Annotated in this window: 12 protein-coding genes; 4 read left to right on the top strand and 8 right to left on the bottom strand. The window is 73.7% G+C overall.

Going from position 1 to position 17289, the window contains the following annotated elements:
• Positions 1-165 precede the first annotated feature (165 nt).
• The 4 genes from EDD92_RS15900 to EDD92_RS15885 all read left to right on the top strand — a co-directional run bounded on the left by EDD92_RS15900 (position 166) and on the right by EDD92_RS15885 (position 4591).
• Positions 166-1119: a sensor histidine kinase gene (locus EDD92_RS15900; protein ID WP_123964929.1), complete on the top strand. Its 954-nt coding sequence runs from the start codon at positions 166-168 to the stop codon at positions 1117-1119.
• A gap of 213 nt (positions 1120-1332) precedes the next feature.
• A complete protein-coding gene (locus EDD92_RS15895; protein ID WP_123964928.1) occupies positions 1333-2010 on the top strand; it encodes a response regulator transcription factor in 678 nt (225 codons plus the stop codon).
• On the top strand, positions 2000-3232 hold the full coding sequence (locus tag EDD92_RS15890) for a cell wall metabolism sensor histidine kinase WalK (protein ID WP_123964927.1): 1233 nt from the start codon (positions 2000-2002) through the stop codon (positions 3230-3232). The genes EDD92_RS15895 and EDD92_RS15890 overlap by 11 nt, the downstream gene beginning before the upstream one ends.
• Before the next feature lie 57 nt (positions 3233-3289).
• On the top strand, positions 3290-4591 hold the full coding sequence (locus EDD92_RS15885) for a hypothetical protein (protein ID WP_123964926.1): 1302 nt from the start codon (positions 3290-3292) through the stop codon (positions 4589-4591).
• A 21-nt stretch (positions 4592-4612) separates the two neighbouring features.
• On the opposite strand, the gene EDD92_RS15880 is transcribed toward EDD92_RS15885, so the two are convergent.
• From EDD92_RS15880 to EDD92_RS15845, 8 genes are all read right to left on the bottom strand, one after another.
• Positions 4613-5650 carry a rod shape-determining protein gene (locus EDD92_RS15880; RefSeq protein WP_123964925.1) on the bottom strand — a complete coding sequence of 346 codons (1038 nt, stop codon included), beginning with the start codon at positions 5648-5650 and terminating at the stop codon, positions 4613-4615.
• 134 nt (positions 5651-5784) lie between these two features.
• On the bottom strand, positions 5785-9924 hold the full coding sequence (locus EDD92_RS15875) for an SAV_2336 N-terminal domain-related protein (RefSeq protein WP_260326541.1): 4140 nt from the start codon (positions 9922-9924) through the stop codon (positions 5785-5787).
• Positions 9914-10915, bottom strand: coding sequence for a MoxR family ATPase (locus tag EDD92_RS15870; protein ID WP_123964924.1), 1002 nt, complete (start codon positions 10913-10915; stop codon positions 9914-9916). Before EDD92_RS15870 ends, EDD92_RS15875 begins: the two co-directional genes overlap by 11 nt.
• A 31-nt stretch (positions 10916-10946) precedes the next feature.
• Positions 10947-12608, bottom strand: a complete 1662-nt coding sequence (locus EDD92_RS15865; protein WP_123964923.1) for a trypsin-like peptidase domain-containing protein — start codon at positions 12606-12608, stop codon at positions 10947-10949.
• On the bottom strand, positions 12605-13018 hold the full coding sequence (locus EDD92_RS15860; protein ID WP_123964922.1) for a CU044_2847 family protein: 414 nt from the start codon (positions 13016-13018) through the stop codon (positions 12605-12607). Before EDD92_RS15860 ends, EDD92_RS15865 begins: the two co-directional genes overlap by 4 nt.
• Positions 13019-13118: 100 nt before the next feature.
• Positions 13119-14585: a carboxyl transferase domain-containing protein gene (locus EDD92_RS15855; RefSeq protein ID WP_123964921.1), complete on the bottom strand. Its 1467-nt coding sequence runs from the start codon at positions 14583-14585 to the stop codon at positions 13119-13121.
• Complete coding sequence (locus tag EDD92_RS15850) at positions 14578-16023, bottom strand: acyl-CoA synthetase (RefSeq protein WP_123964920.1); 1446 nt, start codon at positions 16021-16023, stop codon at positions 14578-14580. Before EDD92_RS15850 ends, EDD92_RS15855 begins: the two co-directional genes overlap by 8 nt.
• 70 nt (positions 16024-16093) lie before the next feature.
• Positions 16094-17149, bottom strand: coding sequence for a MerR family transcriptional regulator (locus EDD92_RS15845; protein ID WP_123964919.1), 1056 nt, complete (start codon positions 17147-17149; stop codon positions 16094-16096).
• Positions 17150-17289: the final 140 nt, after the last annotated feature.

The raw sequence follows: 17289 nt of genomic DNA, 5'->3' as shown, positions 1-17289 counted from the left end.
ACCATCGACCGCAGGACACCTTCGGGCCGGATCCTGCCGTACTGACACCGCACGGGGTCCTGGGTGGAGTGAGAGCCGTCCGTCGGGGTACGCGGACTGACATCCAGGGAGCGGTGGGGCAGGGGAGGCGGTGGTGAGCATGCACGTCGACGGGAGTGGCCGGCAGTGACCCCCGCCGACGGCGCAGGCCCAGCCCCCTTCGTGCACCCCGCCCTCCTCTACGGCGACGAGCACGAGTACCTCGCGGGCACCGTCCCCTTCGTCCGGGACGCCCTCGCGGCCGGTGAGCCCGTCGCCGTGGCCGTGCCCGCGGAGCGCCTCCGGCTGATCCGGGAGGCGATGGGCGAGGACGCCGCTGCCGTGCGGTTCCTGGACATGCGGGAGGCCGGGCGCAACCCCGGCCGGATCATCCCCGCGGTGCTGCGCGCCTTCGCCGACGCCCAGCCGCCCGGCACACACGTGAGCATCATCGGCGAGCCGATCTGGGCCGGCCGCACACCCGCCGAATACCCCGCCTGCGTGCAGCACGAGGCGCTGATCAACGCGGCCTTCCGGGGCCGGAGCGCCACCATCCTGTGCCCGTACGACATCCGGCGCCTCGAACCGCAGGTCGTCGCGGACGCCTGCGCCACCCACCCCACCCTCGTCCGGGCGGGCTCCGGGCGGCACGAGGACAGCGGGGCCTACGCCCCCGCGGACGTCGTGGCCCGGTACAACGAACCGCTGCCGCCCGTACCGGACGTCCCGCCCTCCCTGTCCTTCCGCTTCGACACGGACTCCCTCTCCGAGGCCCGGCACCTCGCCGTCGACGAGGCCGTACGCCTGGGCCTCGCGTCCCCCCGGGTCGAGGACCTGGCGCTGGCCACCGCCGAACTGGCCACCAACAGCGTGGTGCACGGCGGCGGTTCGGGTGCGCTCGGCGTCTGGGCCGAGGGCGGCCACGTGGTGTGCGAGGTGCGCGACAAGGGCCACCTGACCGACCCGCTGGCCGGCCGCCGGCCCGTCCCGCGTGACCAGTACGGCGGCCGTGGGCTCCTCATGGTCAACCTCGTCGCGGACCTGGTGCGCGTGCACACCGGGCCGGGCGGCACCACCGTGCGCTGCTGGTTCGCCCGCTGACCGGCGGCCGGCCCGCTGCGGTGTGCCCGGCGTGTGCAGGTGCGCTCCGCGGGGAGTGCCGCGATGGGGCGTCGATGAGCTGCCGGCCCCTTGTGGCTTGTCGTGTCCCGTGGCGGAGCCGCATATCGGTACAGCCCTGCGCCCCGCCGCGGCGCGGCGGGCACGCCGACAGGGCCATCGGCTTCGTCCTCCGCATCGTCGTAGCGTGAAGGTATGCGCGTGCTGGTCGTCGAGGACGAGGAGCGGTTCGCGGCCGGGCTCAGGGACGGGCTGGAGGCCGAGGGCTTCGCCGTGGACGTCGCGCCCGACGGGGTGGACGGGCTGTGGCTGGCCCGGGAGAACGCCTACGACGCGATCGTCCTCGACATCATGCTGCCGGGCCGCAACGGCTACCGGGTCTGCCGGGCGCTGCGCGGCGAGGGCGACTGGACGCCGATCCTCATGCTCACCGCCAAGGAGGGCGAGTGGGACGAGATCGAGGGCCTCGACACCGGCGCCGACGACTATCTGACCAAACCGGTCTCGTACGGGGTGCTCCTTGCCCGGCTGCGGGCGCTGCTGCGCCGTGAGGCACGGGAGCGGCCCGCCGTGCTCGCCGCCGGTGACCTGCGGCTCGACCCCGCGACCCGCACCGTCACCCGGGCGGGCAGCGGCGTCGAGGTGACCGCGCGGGAGTTCGCGGTCCTGGAGTTCCTGCTGCGCCGGGCCGGCGAGGCGGTCTCCAAGCGGACCATCCTCGACCACGTCTGGGGCGACGACTTCGAGGGCGATCCGAACATCGTCGAGGTGTATGTACGACGGCTGCGCAACAAGGTCGACCGGCCCTTCGGGCGGCGGTCGCTGCGGACGATGCGGGGGCACGGGTATCGGCTGGTGCCCGATGACGGGTGAGCGGCGGCAGCAGCGGCGCCTGCGGGCCGTGCGCGTGCGGGCCACGCTCATCGCCGTGCTGGCCGTGGCGATCGCGCTGGTCGCGGGCGGCACGGCGCTCGTGCTCGGGCTGCGCTCAGAACTCTCGGGCGACGTACGGGACGCGGCGCGGGCCCGGGCGCAGCAGGTGGCCCGGGTGATCGACGCGGGACGCGGGGTGCCCGCCTCCACCGTGACCGATCCCGCCGAGGAGTTCCTGCAGGTCGTGGACGCGACGGGCAAGGTGGTCGCCGCCAGCAGCAACGTCAGGGGACAGCCGGCGCTGGCCCGGCTGAAGCCCGGCGCGAGCGCGTCCGTCCGCACCCCGCTCGACGAGGACCCCTTCCTCGTGGCCGCCGTCGGCGCCCGCGACGACGACCGGGAGCTCGTCGTCCTCGACGGCCGGGCGCCCTCCGGGGTCGCCGAGGCCACCTCGACGGTCACCCGGCTGCTGCTCATCGGCCTGCCCGTACTGCTGGTGCTCGCGGCCGCCGCGACCTGGGCCGCCGTGGGCCTCGCGCTGCGCCGAGTGGCCCGCGCCGAGGCGGCCCAGCGCCGCTTCGTCTCCGACGCCTCGCACGAACTGCGCTCCCCGGTCGCCGCCGTGCGCCAGCACGCCGAGGTCGCCCTCGCCCATCCGGAGCGGGCCGATGCGCAGGCGCTGGCGGGGACGGTGCACGACGAGTCCGTACGCATGCAGCGCCTCGTCGACGACCTGCTGCTGCTCGCCCGCGCCGACGAGGGCGGCGCACCCGCGGCCCCCAGGCGGCCCGTGGACCTCGACGACCTCGTCCTGGAGGAGCTGCGGCGGCTGCGCTCGACGACCGGTCTGCGCGTCGACGGCACCGCGGTGGGCGCGGCACGGGTGGCCGGCGACGAGGACGCGCTGCGCCGCCTGGTGCGCAACCTCGGGGAGAACGCGGCACGTCACGCACGCGCGCGCGTGGCGTTCACGCTGGCCGACCCGGGTGACGGGCGGGTGCGGCTGGTCGTCGAGGACGACGGCCCCGGGATTCCGGCCGCCGACCGGGCCCGGGTCTTCGAGCGGTTCGTACGGCTCGACGAGCCCCGTTCGCGCGGGGCGGGCGGCGCCGGGCTGGGCCTTGCGATCGTCGCCGAGGTGGCGGCGGCGCACGGCGGGAGCGTGCGGGTGGAGGACGGGGCGCGCTTCGTGGTGACCCTGCCGTCGGGGGAGCGGAACTGAACGCTCCGTCAGCTGTGTTCAGCCTCTGTTCAGCGGTGCGGCGGGACGCTGGCCGGCATGAGGAACAAGACCATCTGGCCCGTTCTGGGAGCCGCCGTGCTGCTGGCCGGCGCGTGCTCCCAGAACCAGGCGCACCACGACGACTGCGTCCACGTCGTCGACGAGAGCACCGGGCGGACGGCGGCGTCCTGCCTGCCGCTCGCACCGAGGAGCGACCGGGTCGACCTCGCGCAACCGCACTTCACCCACCCCGGCCGCATCACCAACCCCCTCCACCCCACCTCGAGGGTCACCCAGACGATCTACGGCGGTCAGGAGTCCGGCAAACCCTTCCGCACCGAGGTCACCCTCCTGCCCGGCACGCGGACCATCACCTGGGGCGACCGCACCATCCACGCCGTGACCTCGCAGTACGTCGCCTTCTCGGCCGGCCGTGTCGAAGAGGTCGCCGACGACTGGTACGCCCAGGCCGACGACGGCTCCGTCTGGTACCTCGGCGAGGACGTCTTCAACTACGACCATGGCGTCGTCGCCGACACCGAGGGCACCTGGCAGGCGGGCCGCGGCCACGCCCCCGGCGCGATGATCATGCCCGCGCACCCGCACAAGGGCGACGTCTACCGCACCGAGAACCTCCCCGGCGTCGTCTTCGAGCAGGTCACGGTCAGGGCCGTCGGCAAGACCGTCGACGGGCCGTACGGGAGGATCCGGAACGCGATCACCGTGCACGAGCTGCACATGGACGGCACCACCGAGGACAAGGTCTTCGCCCCCGGGTACGGCGAGTTCTCCACCGGCTCGGCGGGCGGCGACCTGGAGGCGGTGTCGCTCGCCGTACCGACGGACGCGGAGCGGTCGCCCGTCCCGGCGGGGCTGGCCGCGCTCGGCAGGTCGGTCCGCACGGCCCGCACCGACCCCGCACCCGCGACGGTCCGCGCGGTGTACGAGGCCTGGGACGCCTACCGCGCCTCCGAAGCCGTACCGGCGCTCCTGGCGCGGCAGATGACACGCGACCTGGACACCTGGCGCACGGCACCGCAGGACCGCGCGGCAGCCCTGCGGACCGAGCAGAACACGACGGATCTGCTGCTGCGCCACGAGCCGCTGCGGACCGTCGACCGGGCGCGACTGGCTCTGTGGGCACGGCAGTTGGAGATCGACGCACGGGCTCGTGACGCGGGCTCCGTCGCCGGCGACGTGACCAGCCTCGAACTCGTCCGCCAACGGGAGGACACACCCGGGTCGGCAGCTCTCACAGCCGACCTGAAGAAGGCCAGGGAGGCCGCGGACCGCAAGGACACGGCGGCGGCGGGAACGATCGCGCGGCAACTGACCCAGGACATGGCGGCGTTGAGGTGACGGTCGGCCTCCGTCCGGGGCTCAGATGACGGTCGGGCCGAGCACCAGCGGCTCGATCCTGCCCTCCAGCATGTAGCCCAGGCCCTGTACGGCACACACGTCGGGCCGTTCGGCGATGTGCACCGGCATGCCGGTGGCCTGCCGCACCATCTCGTCCAGCCCCGGCAGCAGCGCGCTGCCGCCCACCAGCATGATCCCGCGGTCGACGAGGTCGGCGACCAGATCGGGCGGGCACTCCCGCAGCACCCGGCCGATGACGTCGACCACGGCGGTCAGCGGGGTCTCGATCGCCTCGCGCACGGCGGCGGTGTCGACCTGCACCGAGCGGACGAGACCGGTGACCACGTCCCGCCCCCGGATCACTGTGGACTTCGGACCCTGGGCGGTGAGCCCTATGTCGGAGAGGGCGAGGTGCAGGGGGCGTACGGACTGGCTGGGAAGCATCAACTCGTGCTGGTGGCGCAGGTGTTGGACGATCGCGTGGTCGACGGCGTCCCCGCCGACGGGAATGCGTTCGGAGCTCACGGTCGAGCCGAGCGAGAGCACGGCCACCTGGGTGGTCGCGGTCCCGCAGGCCATGATCATGGTGGCCTCGGGCTGCTGCACGGGCAGCCCGCACCCCACGGCGGCGGCGATGAGCGTGTCGACGAGCTCCACCCGCCGTGCGCCGAGCCCGACGAGCGTCTCGACGGCCGCCCGCCGGGCCAGCGGGTCGGCCTCGTGCGGGGTGCAGGCCGCGGCACGCAGGAAGGGCTTGCGGCGCAGGGCGCGGCGGAGCCTGTCGCCGAGCAGACCCCGGAGCATGCGCTGCGCCATCTCGATGTCGACGACGGTGCCGCCGGACACCGGGCGCACGACGCGGATGTGCGCCGGGGTGCGGCCCCGCATCCGCTCGGCGAAGTCACCCACGGCGATGAGGGCGCCGCTACGGGTGTTCACGGCGGCGACGGACGGTTGGTCGACGACGAGGCCGACGCCCCTGACGTAGACACGGGTCCGGGCCGCCCCCAGGTCGACGGCGAAATGGCAGCGCCGCAACTGCTCCAGACTTGCGGTCATGCAGGGCCCTCCAGAGAAACGCAGACCGTGGGGCCGCCGGGCAGCGGGTCCCACTGGCATCGTGCGGTGCCGGAGGGGGGTGGCGCCTTTTGTGGGGGGCCGGTCGGGGTGCTGCTGAATGGGGGTTCTGCGGTTTATGTTCGATGCGGTGGGGCCCCTGGCTCCTCCCTGTGTGCCGTCAGCCGAACCGAGCACGCCACCGACAGCCCCGGCACCGGCCAGTGACGCAGTACGTCGCGTACGGCGCGCTGGGCCGCCCCGGCGCGGGTGGGCGGGTGGCGGCGGGTGATGCGGCTCGCCTCGTGGGTGAGGTGGGTGAGGAGGCGCTCGGGGAGGTCCCCTGTCGTGTCGCGGACGTAGGCGACCGGGTCATCGACGTGCCAGGACAGTTCGACGGAGGCGATGAAGCCACTGTCTCCGCTGCTCGGCAGTGGGACCTGGTGGGAGGAGTGCCGGGGAGTGAGGTCGACCTCGTAATAGCCCTCGGTCTCCGGGGTCCGGGTGGGGCTCAACGCGCCGCCGGGGAGGACGAAGACGACGTTCCGCGACGTGCCGTGGGGGACGTGGAGTGGCTGTCCGGCGGGCAGGTGGAACGGGCCCGTGACGAGAGGCCGGAAAGAGGAGCCGTCGCGGGTCATACGCGGCAGGTGGGTGAGGCGGTACCAGCCGTCCGCCGGGTCGGAGGCGAGCAGTCGGAACAGGGGAGGCGGGACGTCGGTTTCGTCCAGCTCGGCACGGAGGGCGGTCGACACGGTGATGATGCCGTTCGCGCCCGACATGTCCATGAGGTGTCGGGCCGCCGCCCAGTCGGGTTCCTCGTCCCCCACCGCCACGGCGGCGAAGCCGATTTCCAGCCGGGCGCTGCCCAGTTCGATGATTGTGTACTTCAACTGACGCATGGTGGCGACCAGAAGCGCCCGTGGGGCACCGGCAGCCAGAGACACTCTGTAGCCCTTCTCGCGCCTGCGCAAGTCGTAGGAGTCCCACTCCAGTCCGCTCACCGTGATCAGCCGCAGCACCGCACGGCCCAGCGCAGGGAGGGAGTCCTCGTCCTCGGGGCCGTCGACCAGGTCGTAGAAGGCGACGGCCGCACACCCGGGCGGGACCTCGGCGGGCCCCTCGGGATTGTGGGCGGACTCCTCGTCGGGATACAGCAGCGAGGGCAGCTCCTCCGGACGGAAGCTCCCTTCCGGCGTCTCGTCCGGGGCGAACAGGCCGAAGCTGGTGTTCTGGTCCGGGCCCGGCTCGTACTCCGGCTCCGGTGCGTCCTCGGGGGTCTCGCCGAACTCCTCGCGCAGTTCCCGCCCGAGCAGGAGCAGTTCGGGGTTCGTACCGCCGGAGAGGCGGTACTCCTCGTACACCTCCCGGGCTTCGGCGATACGGCCCTGGCCCTTCAGGGCGATCAGGTAGAGGCGGCGGAAGTCCTCGCGGGACGGATACTCGCGGATCAGTCCGTCGAGGGAGTCGGCGGCTCGCCCGAACTCGGCCAGGTCCAGGTCGAGTTCGGCGCGAGTGCGGAACAGGCCGAGGCGGAGCTGGAGGAGGCGGGTGCGGGCGGCGGCCGCCGCGGGGCCGGGGACGCCGTCCAGGGCGGTGTCGCCGTGCCAGAGGTCCAGGGCTTCGTTCACCCACCTGTGGGCGAGTTCGACGCGACCTGCCGTACGTTCCCTGTCCGCCTCGGCCACCAGTTGCTGGCAGTGGATCACGTCCACGATGTCGGCGCTGGTGTGCACGGCGTACCCGTCGTACAAGGTGGCCAGGACGCCGGGGCCCAGGGCGTTGCGGAGTCTGGAGGCGTAGGTGCCCAGGAGGGCGTCGGCGCGTGCGGGAGGCTTGCGCTCCCAGATGCCTTCGGTGAGCTCGGCGCGGGTCACCTTCCGGCCGTGGTGGAGGAGGAGCATGCACAGCATGGCCTGTTCCTGGGGGGACCCGAGGGCGAGGGGGCGGCCTTCGCCCCGGTCGACGGCGGGTGGACCGAGGAGCGCGTAGCGGAGGCGAGCGTGGGCCGTAGCCAGCGGGGACAGGAGCGTCGGGTTCTGGAGCAGGCCGAGGCCGTCTCGCTGGGCGTCGAGCTCGTCGGCTAGAAGCGCGTCGAGCGCCGACGCGAAATGCGCACGCAGCTGGACCGGCAGGCCCGTGAGGCGATCGGGCGAGACCGGCGTGCCGTCTCCGCGTGGATGGCCCGACGCCAGATGGAACAGCAACTGCCCGAGCGTCCGAAGATCCGCCGAGTATGCGTCCTGCTCCGTCGTCCGCTCCAGTGGGAGCAACGTGAGCTTGGCCGTACCGTCGGGCAGCAGGAGCACCTTTGTCATGTCGAGCCCGATGTGGGCGAAACCAGCCCTGTGGAGCGCGCCGAGGGCCTGGGCCAGTTGCCATGCCAGTGACACGGTCAGCGGCGCCGGCAGACGGTAACCATTCGGTGCCGCAAGGCTGTTCAGAGCGAGGCCGTCCAAGTGCTCCATGACGACGTACGGAACGTCGTCCTCTATGCCGAAGTCGTGGACGGTGACCACGTGGCGTTGGTTCAGGTCCCGCAGCAGCCGCGCGTCCCGCAGGAATGCGTCACGCCGGGCGGGATCCGTGACCGGCTCGTGCAGGCGCAGCACCACCGGGCGGTTCTCCTCGGTGTCATGCGCCTCCCACAGGGACCTGGTCGGCCCGAGCCGCCGCACCACCCGGTAGCGGCCGCCCAGACCCCCAGGGGCCGAGAACTGCGCCCCGCCCTCCCCGCTCAGCTGCCGCACACTCTCCGGACGCACCGTGGCGAACGCCTCGTCGTCCACGGGCGTCGGCGTTCCGCCCGCCGCGGGCGCCGTGGCCCGGAACTCCCCGGGCGCCGCCCCGGCCCGCTCGTCGATCAACCCGCCCACCCGGGCGAGCAGTTCGGCCGTACGCCCTCGTGCCGTGCGGGGCAGGCCGCGCAGCAGCAGGTCGCGTACGCCGGGGCGGAAGGCGTACGAACCGGGCGGGCCGGGGACCGTCGTGAGCATGCCGCTGAGGATCACCTCGGCGAGGTGCTGGGGACGCGGCCGCGGTTCGAGGGCCGCATGGACCAGCCGCATGACCGGCAGGTCGGGGCGGCCGAGGGCGAGATGACCGGCCAGCCGGAAGGCCTCCGGGGAAGCGGTCGCCCGGAACCGGAGCACCAGGTCCTCGGCGGAGAGGCGGGTGACGTCCGTGCGGTCGGCGTCGGCCGGGAGGGGACCGGTGAGGAGGGCGGCCGAGGCGGAGTGTTCCGTGCCTCCCGTTGTCGCGATCAGCGCCGCCCAGTTCGCCAGCCACTCCGGGCCCGGCTCCAGCACCGGGAGGGCGATGGCACCGTCCCCCTCGTGACGGACCGTCGTGTCGTACGGCGTGAAGGTGAGCGCGGCGGTGGGGGCCGCCGGGTGCGGGGCGGACAGCCGTCCGGGTGTCGTCGGCAGGGCGGTGTCCGGCCAGAGGTGCTCGGGCAGCGGCTGTACGACCGCCAGCGGCATCCGCCGGGCCCAGCGGCGCAGCATGCCGTACCAGCGGCTGCCCGCGGTGCCCTCCCTCCATTGTGGGCCCATGCAGTCGCTGACCAGGAGGGTGACCGTGCGGCCGTCGGCGGGGGTATGGGCGGCGTGGTGGCGGATCGTGCCGTCGGGGGCGGCGCGGTGGAGGGCGACCGTGCGGAAGATGCCCGACTGGGCCAGCGCGGTGTGCAGTTCGTGGATCAGGGGGCGCCAGACCGGCATCGTGGGCCCGTCGTCGTAGACCAGGTTCAGGCGCAGCCAGCGTTCCTGGGTGGGGCGCATGACCGGCAGCCACCACTCGGGGGCCGCACCCAGGCGGGCGATGCGGTCGGCGGTGGCCTGCTCGTCCAGTTCGAGGCGTACGGGGGCGTCGATACGGCGTTTGAGCGGGCGCAGGGAGCGTTGCAGGGCCAGGGGGTGGCGCAGCATCGGGGGTGCGGGGGTCAGCAGGGCGGCGTGCGGCTTTGTCGCCGGTCCGGGGCCGGGGAGGTGCAGGGGGACGCGGTGGGATGGCGACGGCGGGGCGGCGGCCGGGTCGCGGTGGTGCGGGCGTGTCGGCGGGGGTGGGGGGTCGGCGGTTTCTGCGGGGTGGGGGTCATGTGCGGGAGGCTCCGGCGCCGCGGGCGCGGCAGGTTCGCCCGCGGGCTCCATGTGGCCGGCCAGCCAGAGGAGTTCGGCGAGTTCGAGCGGGGTCGGGCGGGTGCCGTCGGCCGCCCGGGTCAGTACTTCGGCCAGGCGGGCCAGGGGTTCCGGGGCGCCGGAGGGCTCAGAAGGCATCGCTCTGCGGGGTCTCGCCGAGATAGGGCATGAGCTGCTCCGCCAGCTCGTCGAGGTTCTCGGCGGGCAGGTCGGAGGAACGGGCCAGGTAGATCGCGTTGAGAAGCTGGTCGGTGGCCAGGTCGCCGCCGCCCACCCGGGACAAAAACCGGCCGATCAGCCGCTGCGCGTCCGCGCCGGGCTCCTCGTCGAAGTGGGCGCGGACGATGTCGGCGAGCCGGCTGTCGTCGGGCTGGCGCAGGCGCAGGGTGACGCAGCGGCGCAGGAAGGCGGGCGGGAACTCGCGCTCGCCGTTGCTGGTGAGGACGACGAAGGGGAACGCCTTGCAGCGGACCCGGCCGCGCCGGACTGCGACCCGCTCGTCGGTGCCGTCGACCATCACCTCCGCCTCGGGGGTGCGGCGGGCGGCGCGGACCAGCTCCGGTATCTCGTACTGGCCCTCCTCCAGCACGTTCAGCAGGTCGTTCGGCAGGTCGAGGTCGCTCTTGTCGATCTCGTCGATGAGCAGGGCGCGGGGGCGTGCGTAGGGGAGGAGGGCGGTGCCGAGGGGGCCCAGGCGAAGGTGGTCCTCGATGCCCGTCTCCGGCGTCGTGGTGTGCCGGGCCGCGTACAGGCGGGAGAGCGGGTCGTACTGGTAGAGGGCGTCGTGCAGGGTGCTGCGGCTGGTGATGTTCCAGCGCAGCACCGGGCCGAGGCGCAGCTCGCGGGCGACCGCGTAGACCAGCGAGGACTTGCCCGTGCCGGGCGGTCCGGTGACCAGCAGCGGGCGGCGCAGATACAGGGCCGCGTTGACCAGCTGGACGGTCTGCTCCGTGGCCCGGTACGTCTCGGCGCGATGGGTGCGGTCCGGGGAGGTGGCTGCGTCGTCGCCCGCCGCCGGCAGGTCGAGGACCGGTCCGCCGTCGAAGGCCCGCCAGGGCGGGGGCGGCGGCAGCTCGGTGATGCCGTCGTGCGGCTCGTTGGTGCCGGTGTAGACGGGCCACAGGGGCATGGGACTTCTCTCCGTGGGGGTGGCGGGCGGCTCAGGCGACGGGGGAGTGGAGGCTGGCGGCGGGCTCGGGGAAGCAGCGCGGATCGTCCCAGAGGAGCTGTACGTCCTTCGCCCAGTGCTGCTCCGGGTCCTCGTCCGCATCCGCAGTCAGGCGCAACTCCTTGATATGGAAGGGGAGTTCGGCGGGCGGGATGCCGGCGACGGAGGCGGCGAGCTCGTCGAGGAACGTGGCGCCGGTGCACGGGGCGTCGTGCCGGAAGTCGGCGCAGCCCGTCCGCGGCCACAGCAGCACCGGGACCGGGGTGTTGAGGCCGATCTCGAAGTGGCGCCGCGCGGTGGCGGGCGGGAAGCCGAAGCCGGCCAGCTCGGCGTCGTCGTCGCGCAGCCGCTTGCGCAGCCTCGGCGGATGCTCCGGGGTGCCGCACTCGACGCGGTGCAGCCGCGCCCCCGGACAGGCGTCCAGCTTCTGCCACTTCTTCGCCAGCCGGTGGCGCAGGCCACCGCTGCGGTACCGGGCCCGGTCCACCACGACGAGGGGATAGGCGCAGCCCAGCGGAGTGGAGTCGTCGGCGCCGCACTCCCACTGCGCCACCGGCTCGTTGAGCCACTCGCGGGGCAGGACGAACGTGATCAGCTCGTCCGCGTCCGGGGCGAGCTGGGTGAACGCCTCGTCGATGCGCTTCTGGACGTAGGCCCGTACGGCGGTGCGCGGCAGCCGGTGCGCATCCACGCGCCGCCGCTGTCCGCCACGGAACGCGGAGACCTCCACGGTGACCTGGTCGGCGCCCGCGCCGCTGTGGTCGATCTCGACGAGGATCGGGGACCACGCGGGTGCGGCGGCGACGGCGTCCGGCGCGTCGAGCAGTTCCGCGAGCCGGTCGGCGAGCCGGGTCGCCGCCTCGGGGTCGGGTACTTCCCACTGCACATACCCGGTCGCGTCCCACAGCGAGCCGAACCCGCCCTCGGGCAGCGGAGGCCCGAAAGGGCCCACGGCATCGACGTACAGCCGGTTCGGGTCGCAGTCCGTTCCTTCGGCCACCGCCCGCCGCACCAGTGTGTACAGCCGCTTCATGGCGTCCGGCCGGTGCCCCGGTGCGGGGACCAGCTCGCGCAGCTCGGGCCAGTAGCGGGCCATCACCCGGCTGGGCAGCATCCGGCCCACCCGTACGTCCTTCGCGCCCGCGATGGCCGAGACCATGCCGACCACCCTGCCGTCCCCCAGGGTCACCGCCGCCCCGCTGAACCCGGCGGCGAGCGGCTGTCCGTGCGCCGTGGCGGCCTCCAGCTGCACCCACTCGCCGGCGATCAGCGTGCTCGACACGGCACGGTACTGGGCGAGCGTGCCCTCGTCGTACCCGACCGGGAAGCCGTAGGCCTCCAGCAGCGGCGAGGGAACGCCGTGCTCGGTGCCCGGCGGGGCGAACACGGCCGGGGCCAGCGGCACTTCGCGGTCCAGCTCCAGTACGGCCAGGTCACCCGGGTCGGCCGCGGCGCCCTCCCAGCCGCCGTGCACCGCCACCGTGGCGGACAGCGCGCCGAGCTCCTTGCGCTGTGGGAAAGACACCGTCACATCCGCCGCGCCGCTCTGCCTGACGACATGGGCGCACGTCAGCACCCGCCGAGCGGAGACGAGGAAACCCGCGCCGACCTCGTTCCCGCACTCGATGCGGGCGTGCCAGGCAGCTGTGCTCATGACCGGCCGGAGGCCGCGGGAGCGGGCTGCGGCGGTTCCGGAGCGGGCCGGGCCGGTTCGGAAGCCGGTCGGGCCGGTTCCGGAGCCGGTCGGGACGGTTCCGGTGACCAATGGAGCTTCACCACCAGATGCCCCTCCGCCGCGCCCTTCGCGATGACCGCGCCTGTCTCCGCGCTGAGCTTCACCCCGAACTCGAGCTCCACGGTGTCGGGCCTCAGCGAGCCGTCCCGGAACACCCTGAGCGCCGACTCCGCCGCCGCCCGCACACCGTCCAAGGCGGCTTCGAAGGTCCGCGCGGCCTGGACGGGGCCGCCGCGGCGGGAGACGAGCCGGGCGCCGGTCTCGCTCTCCACGCCCTCCACGACGACCCGGGCACCGTCCTCGGTCCTGAACTCCATCAATCCGTCCATGGTGCCGCTCGCTCCCCCGTGTGCCGTGTGACCTCGCCGAACTTCATTGTTGCCGACGGTGCTTGGCGATGTCCCGGGTTCTGCGGGGCCGGGCTGCCGGTCAGGGCCCGACGATGCCCCGGATCACCCCCAGCTCCACCAGGTCCTGCGGCCGGATCCGCAGTTGGTCGGCCGTCGCTTCGACCTCCTCCGGCGGCCGCTTGAGGATCGCGGCCGCGAGCTCCGGCGCGATCACCGAGAAGTAACTGTCCGGGGTGGCCCAGGTGTTGCCGGCCGCGGCCAGCGCGAGTGCGCCGCCGGAGCCGCCCTCGCCGATGACCAGCGTGGTGACCGGAACGCGGGCGGCCGCCACCGCACCGAACAGCTCCGCGATCGCGGCACCCGCCCCCTGCCGCTCCGCCTCCGCGTCGTTGGCCGCGCCCGGAGTGTCCACCAGGGTCAGCACCGGGATGCCGAGCCGGTCCGCGAGCCGGACCAGGCGGGCGGCGGTGCGGTAGCCCGCCGGGCGGGTGGCGGTGCCGGTCTGGGCGGCGTAGGCGACGGTGCGGCCCGCGTGCTCGCCGAAGCCGCAGAGCATGCCCTCGGTGTCCACGCCGCCGCAGCGGTCGCCGCGGATCGCTACGCGGTGGGTGAAGTACGCGGACAAATACGCTTCTGCGCGCGGACGTTGAGGTGAGCGGGCCTGCTGGACTGCATCCCAGCCGGTGGCGGGCAGCGGCTGCGCCGCGCCGGCGAGCGGGAGCGGGGGCTCCGGCTGGGGTGCCGCGTCTGGTAGTGCCTCGCGGGGGCGTGTGGCGTCTGCGGCGCCGTGGTGGCTGGTCGCGCCCCGCGGCGGAGCCGCATATCGATACAGCCCCGCGCCCCTTTGGGGCGCGTTCCGATCCGTCGGGCCGGACAGCAGTCGGAGCCACAACCCAAGCGTCTCCCGCAACTCCTCCGCTCGTACGACCGCATCCACCGCCCCGGCCGCCACCTGCGCCTCCGCCGTGTACGCCGACGGGTCCGCGTCCGGGGGCCGGACCCGGGAGCCCGCGAAGCCGACCTGGGCGCCGGGCAGGGCGAGGATCACGTCCGCGCCCGCGCCGAGGGTGGCCCAGCCGCCGCCCGTCGTGGGGTCGCGGAGGACGGCGATCTGAGGGAGCCCGGCTTCCCTCGTGAGCGCCGACTGGCGTGCCACACGCTGGAGTTGGGTGAGGGCGAGCATGCCCTCCTGCATACGGCTGCCGCCCGTGGCGACCAGCGGCACGACCGGGAGGCGGTGCGCGCGGGCGTAGTCGTGGGCGGCCTCCAGGCGGTCGCCGGTCCGTTCGCCGAGCGAGCCGCCGAGGAAGCCGAACTCGAAGGCGATCAGCACCGCCTGCGTGCCCGCGACCCGGGCCGTGCCGCACACGACCGACTCCGTCTCGCCGGTGCGTTCGACCGCGCGGGCGCGCGAGGCGTCGTAGCCCTGCCAGGCCAGGGGGCCGTCGGGACGAGAGTCCCTTGCCGGGTAAGGGAGTTCGGTGAAGGTCGAGGCGTCGGTGACCAGCGCGAGAATCTCGCGGGCCGAGAGGCGGGGATCAGGCACGGTGCAGTGCCCGCTTCATGATCTTCCCCATGTCGTTGCGGGGGAGGCTCTCCAGGTAGTGGACCACGCGCGGACGCTTGTGCGGGGCGAGGCGGCCCGCCACATGGTCCGCCAACTCCTCGGCGCCGGGCGGTGATTGGGGATCCGCCGGCACCACCCATGCCACGATCCGCTCGCCCAGATCCGCATCCGGCTCCCCGGTTACCGCCGCCTCCCGTACCCCGGCGTGCTCCAGGAGCGCGTTCTCGATCTCACCGGCCCCGATCTTGTAACCGCCGCTCTTGATCAGGTCGGTGGCCTTGCGGCCGACGATCCGCACATAGCCGTCGGGCTCGCGGACGGCCATGTCGCCCGTCCGGAAGAACCCGTCGGCGGTGAACGCGGCGGCTGTGGCGTCGGGCCGGTTCAGGTACTCCGTGAACAGGTTCGGGCCGCGCACCTGGATCTCGCCGACGGTCTCGCCGTCGTACGACGGGATCGCCGTCCCGTCCTCCTCCACGAGCCGCAGCTCGACACCCGGCAGCGGCACGCCCACCGTGCCCGCGCGCGGCTCGCCGTCCGCCCGCACGCTGGTGTTCATCAGGGTCTCCGTCATGCCGTACCGCTCGATGACCCGCCGCCCGGTCGCGGCCGCGATGCGCTCGTGGTCGTGGACCGGGAGCGCGGCGGACCCCGAGACGAGCAGCCGCGCCCGCCCGAGGGCCTTGGCCAACTCCGGCTCCTCGGACAGGGCCCCGGCGATCCGGTGGTACATCGTCGGCACCCCGAACAGCATGGTCGCGCCCTCGTTCAGCTCGCGCGTCACGCCCTCCGTGCTGAACCGCCCCAGGTGGCGGACGGATCCGCCGCGCCGGAGCGGGCCCAGGATGCCCAGCACAAGGCCGTGCACATGGAACAGCGGCAGCCCGTGCACGAGCACGTCGTCACCGGTCCACTGCCAGGCGTCGGCGAGCGCGTCCAGCGTGGTGGCGATCGCCCGGCGGGGGAGGACGGCACCCTTGGGCGGGCCGGTGGTGCCGGAGGTGTAGACGATCAGGGCGGGGTCCTCGTCGCCGGGGACGGGTGCGGGGGCGGGGGTTCCGGTGTCGGTCACGTCGACGTCGAGGCGCGGCAACTGCCGTACAGTGGAAGGCAGTTCATCGGCCGGAGCCGCGAGCACCACCGACGGCGCACCGTCGGACAGGATGTGCCCGAGCTCCTTCTCACCCGACTTCGGATTGAGGGGTACGGCGGCCGCCCCGGCCCGCAGCGCCGCCACCACGGCCACCGCCGTCTCCAGCGCCGGCGTGGCCCAGATCGCGACCCGTCCGCCGCGCGGCAGCCGGGCCGCCAGGGCACCGGTCGCGGCGGCGAGCTCGGCGTACGTCAGGGACCGGTCGCCGAAGCGCAGAGCCACCTGCTCGCTCGGGCTCTCCAGGGCGGGAAAGAGAGAGGACACGCGATGCACTCCATCCGTAAGGGCAGGAACGACACCACCGTTCCTACACCAGCCACCCCGCCGACGACGATCAGGAGGCCTCCCGCACCACGTCCGCCACCACGCAACTCACGTTGTCCGGGCCCCCGGCCTCGTTCGCCGCGTCCACCAGGGCCCGTACGGCCACGTCCGGGGACCCGGTGGTGAGGAGCTGTCGTATGCGGGCGTCGGGGAGCACGGCGGGCAGTCCGTCGGAGCACAGCAGGTAGCGGTCGCCGGGCGCGGCGTCGTGCAGGCGCAGGTCCGGGGTGCCGGTGCCGAGGGCCTTGAGGAGGAGGGTGCGCTGCGGATGGGCCGTGGCCTCCTCCTCGGTCAGCCGCCCTTCGTCGATCAGCGACTGGACCACCGTGTGGTCGTGGGTGATACGGAACAGCTCCCCGTCGCGCAGCAGGTAGGCACGGGAGTCGCCGATGTGGACGAGGGCGAGGCGGGAGCCTGTCCAGAGCAGGGCGGTGAGGGTCGTGCCGTTGTCGCCGGTGCCGTCCGTCACGTCCCGGACCGCCTCGGTCGCGCCCTGCACGGCGTCCTCCAGGAGGTTGAGGACACTGCCCGCCGGCACCTCCTCCGTGTCCAGGAACCTGAGCGCCTCGACGGCCGCGCTGCTCGCGGGTGCACCGGCCGGCCCGAACCCGTCGGCGACGGCGAGCAGCCGCGTGCCCGCATACGCCGTGTCCTGGTTCGCGGGCCGGACCCGGCCGCGGTCCGAGTGGGCGAAGTACCGCAGTTCCAGCATGGTGGTGTCCTTCCTCGGCTGTTCGGTCAGGTGATCCACGAGGAACGCGGCTAGATCCCGGCGTACCGCCGTCTCGGCCTCCACCCGCGCCCAGTACGCGCGGATCTCCCGGGCGGCGGCCGCCGGTTCGAGAGCGCACACCTCCCGGATCCCGGCCAGCGGCATGCCCAGCCGCCGCAGCCATGCCACCAGCCGGGCCTGCTCCAGCTGCCCGACGGCGTAGTAGCGGTAGCCGGTGTGCGGGTCGACCCGGGCGGGGCGCAGCAGCTCCAGCTCGTCGTAGAGGCGAAGAGCCTTCGGCGAGAGCCGGCAGGCCCGCGCGAAGGCACCGATCGTGAGCATGTCCCTGCGCATCCGGCAGTCCTCCCCGTGTTCCGTCACCGATGCTGGGGCTTCACCGAGGGGGAAGGTCAATCCGGTTGCTTCGGTTGCGGGGGCCCCGGTTAGCCTGCGAAGCGATCCGCCGCCGTTTGACGTACGAACTGGAGTCCGCC

The organism is Streptomyces sp. TLI_185, from assembly GCF_003814765.1.
In the GTDB taxonomy this organism is placed as follows: Bacteria; Actinomycetota; Actinomycetes; order Streptomycetales; family Streptomycetaceae; genus Streptomyces.
The sequence above is the reverse complement of the archived record's forward strand: the minus strand, read 5'-3'. Positions and strand labels throughout refer to the sequence as shown.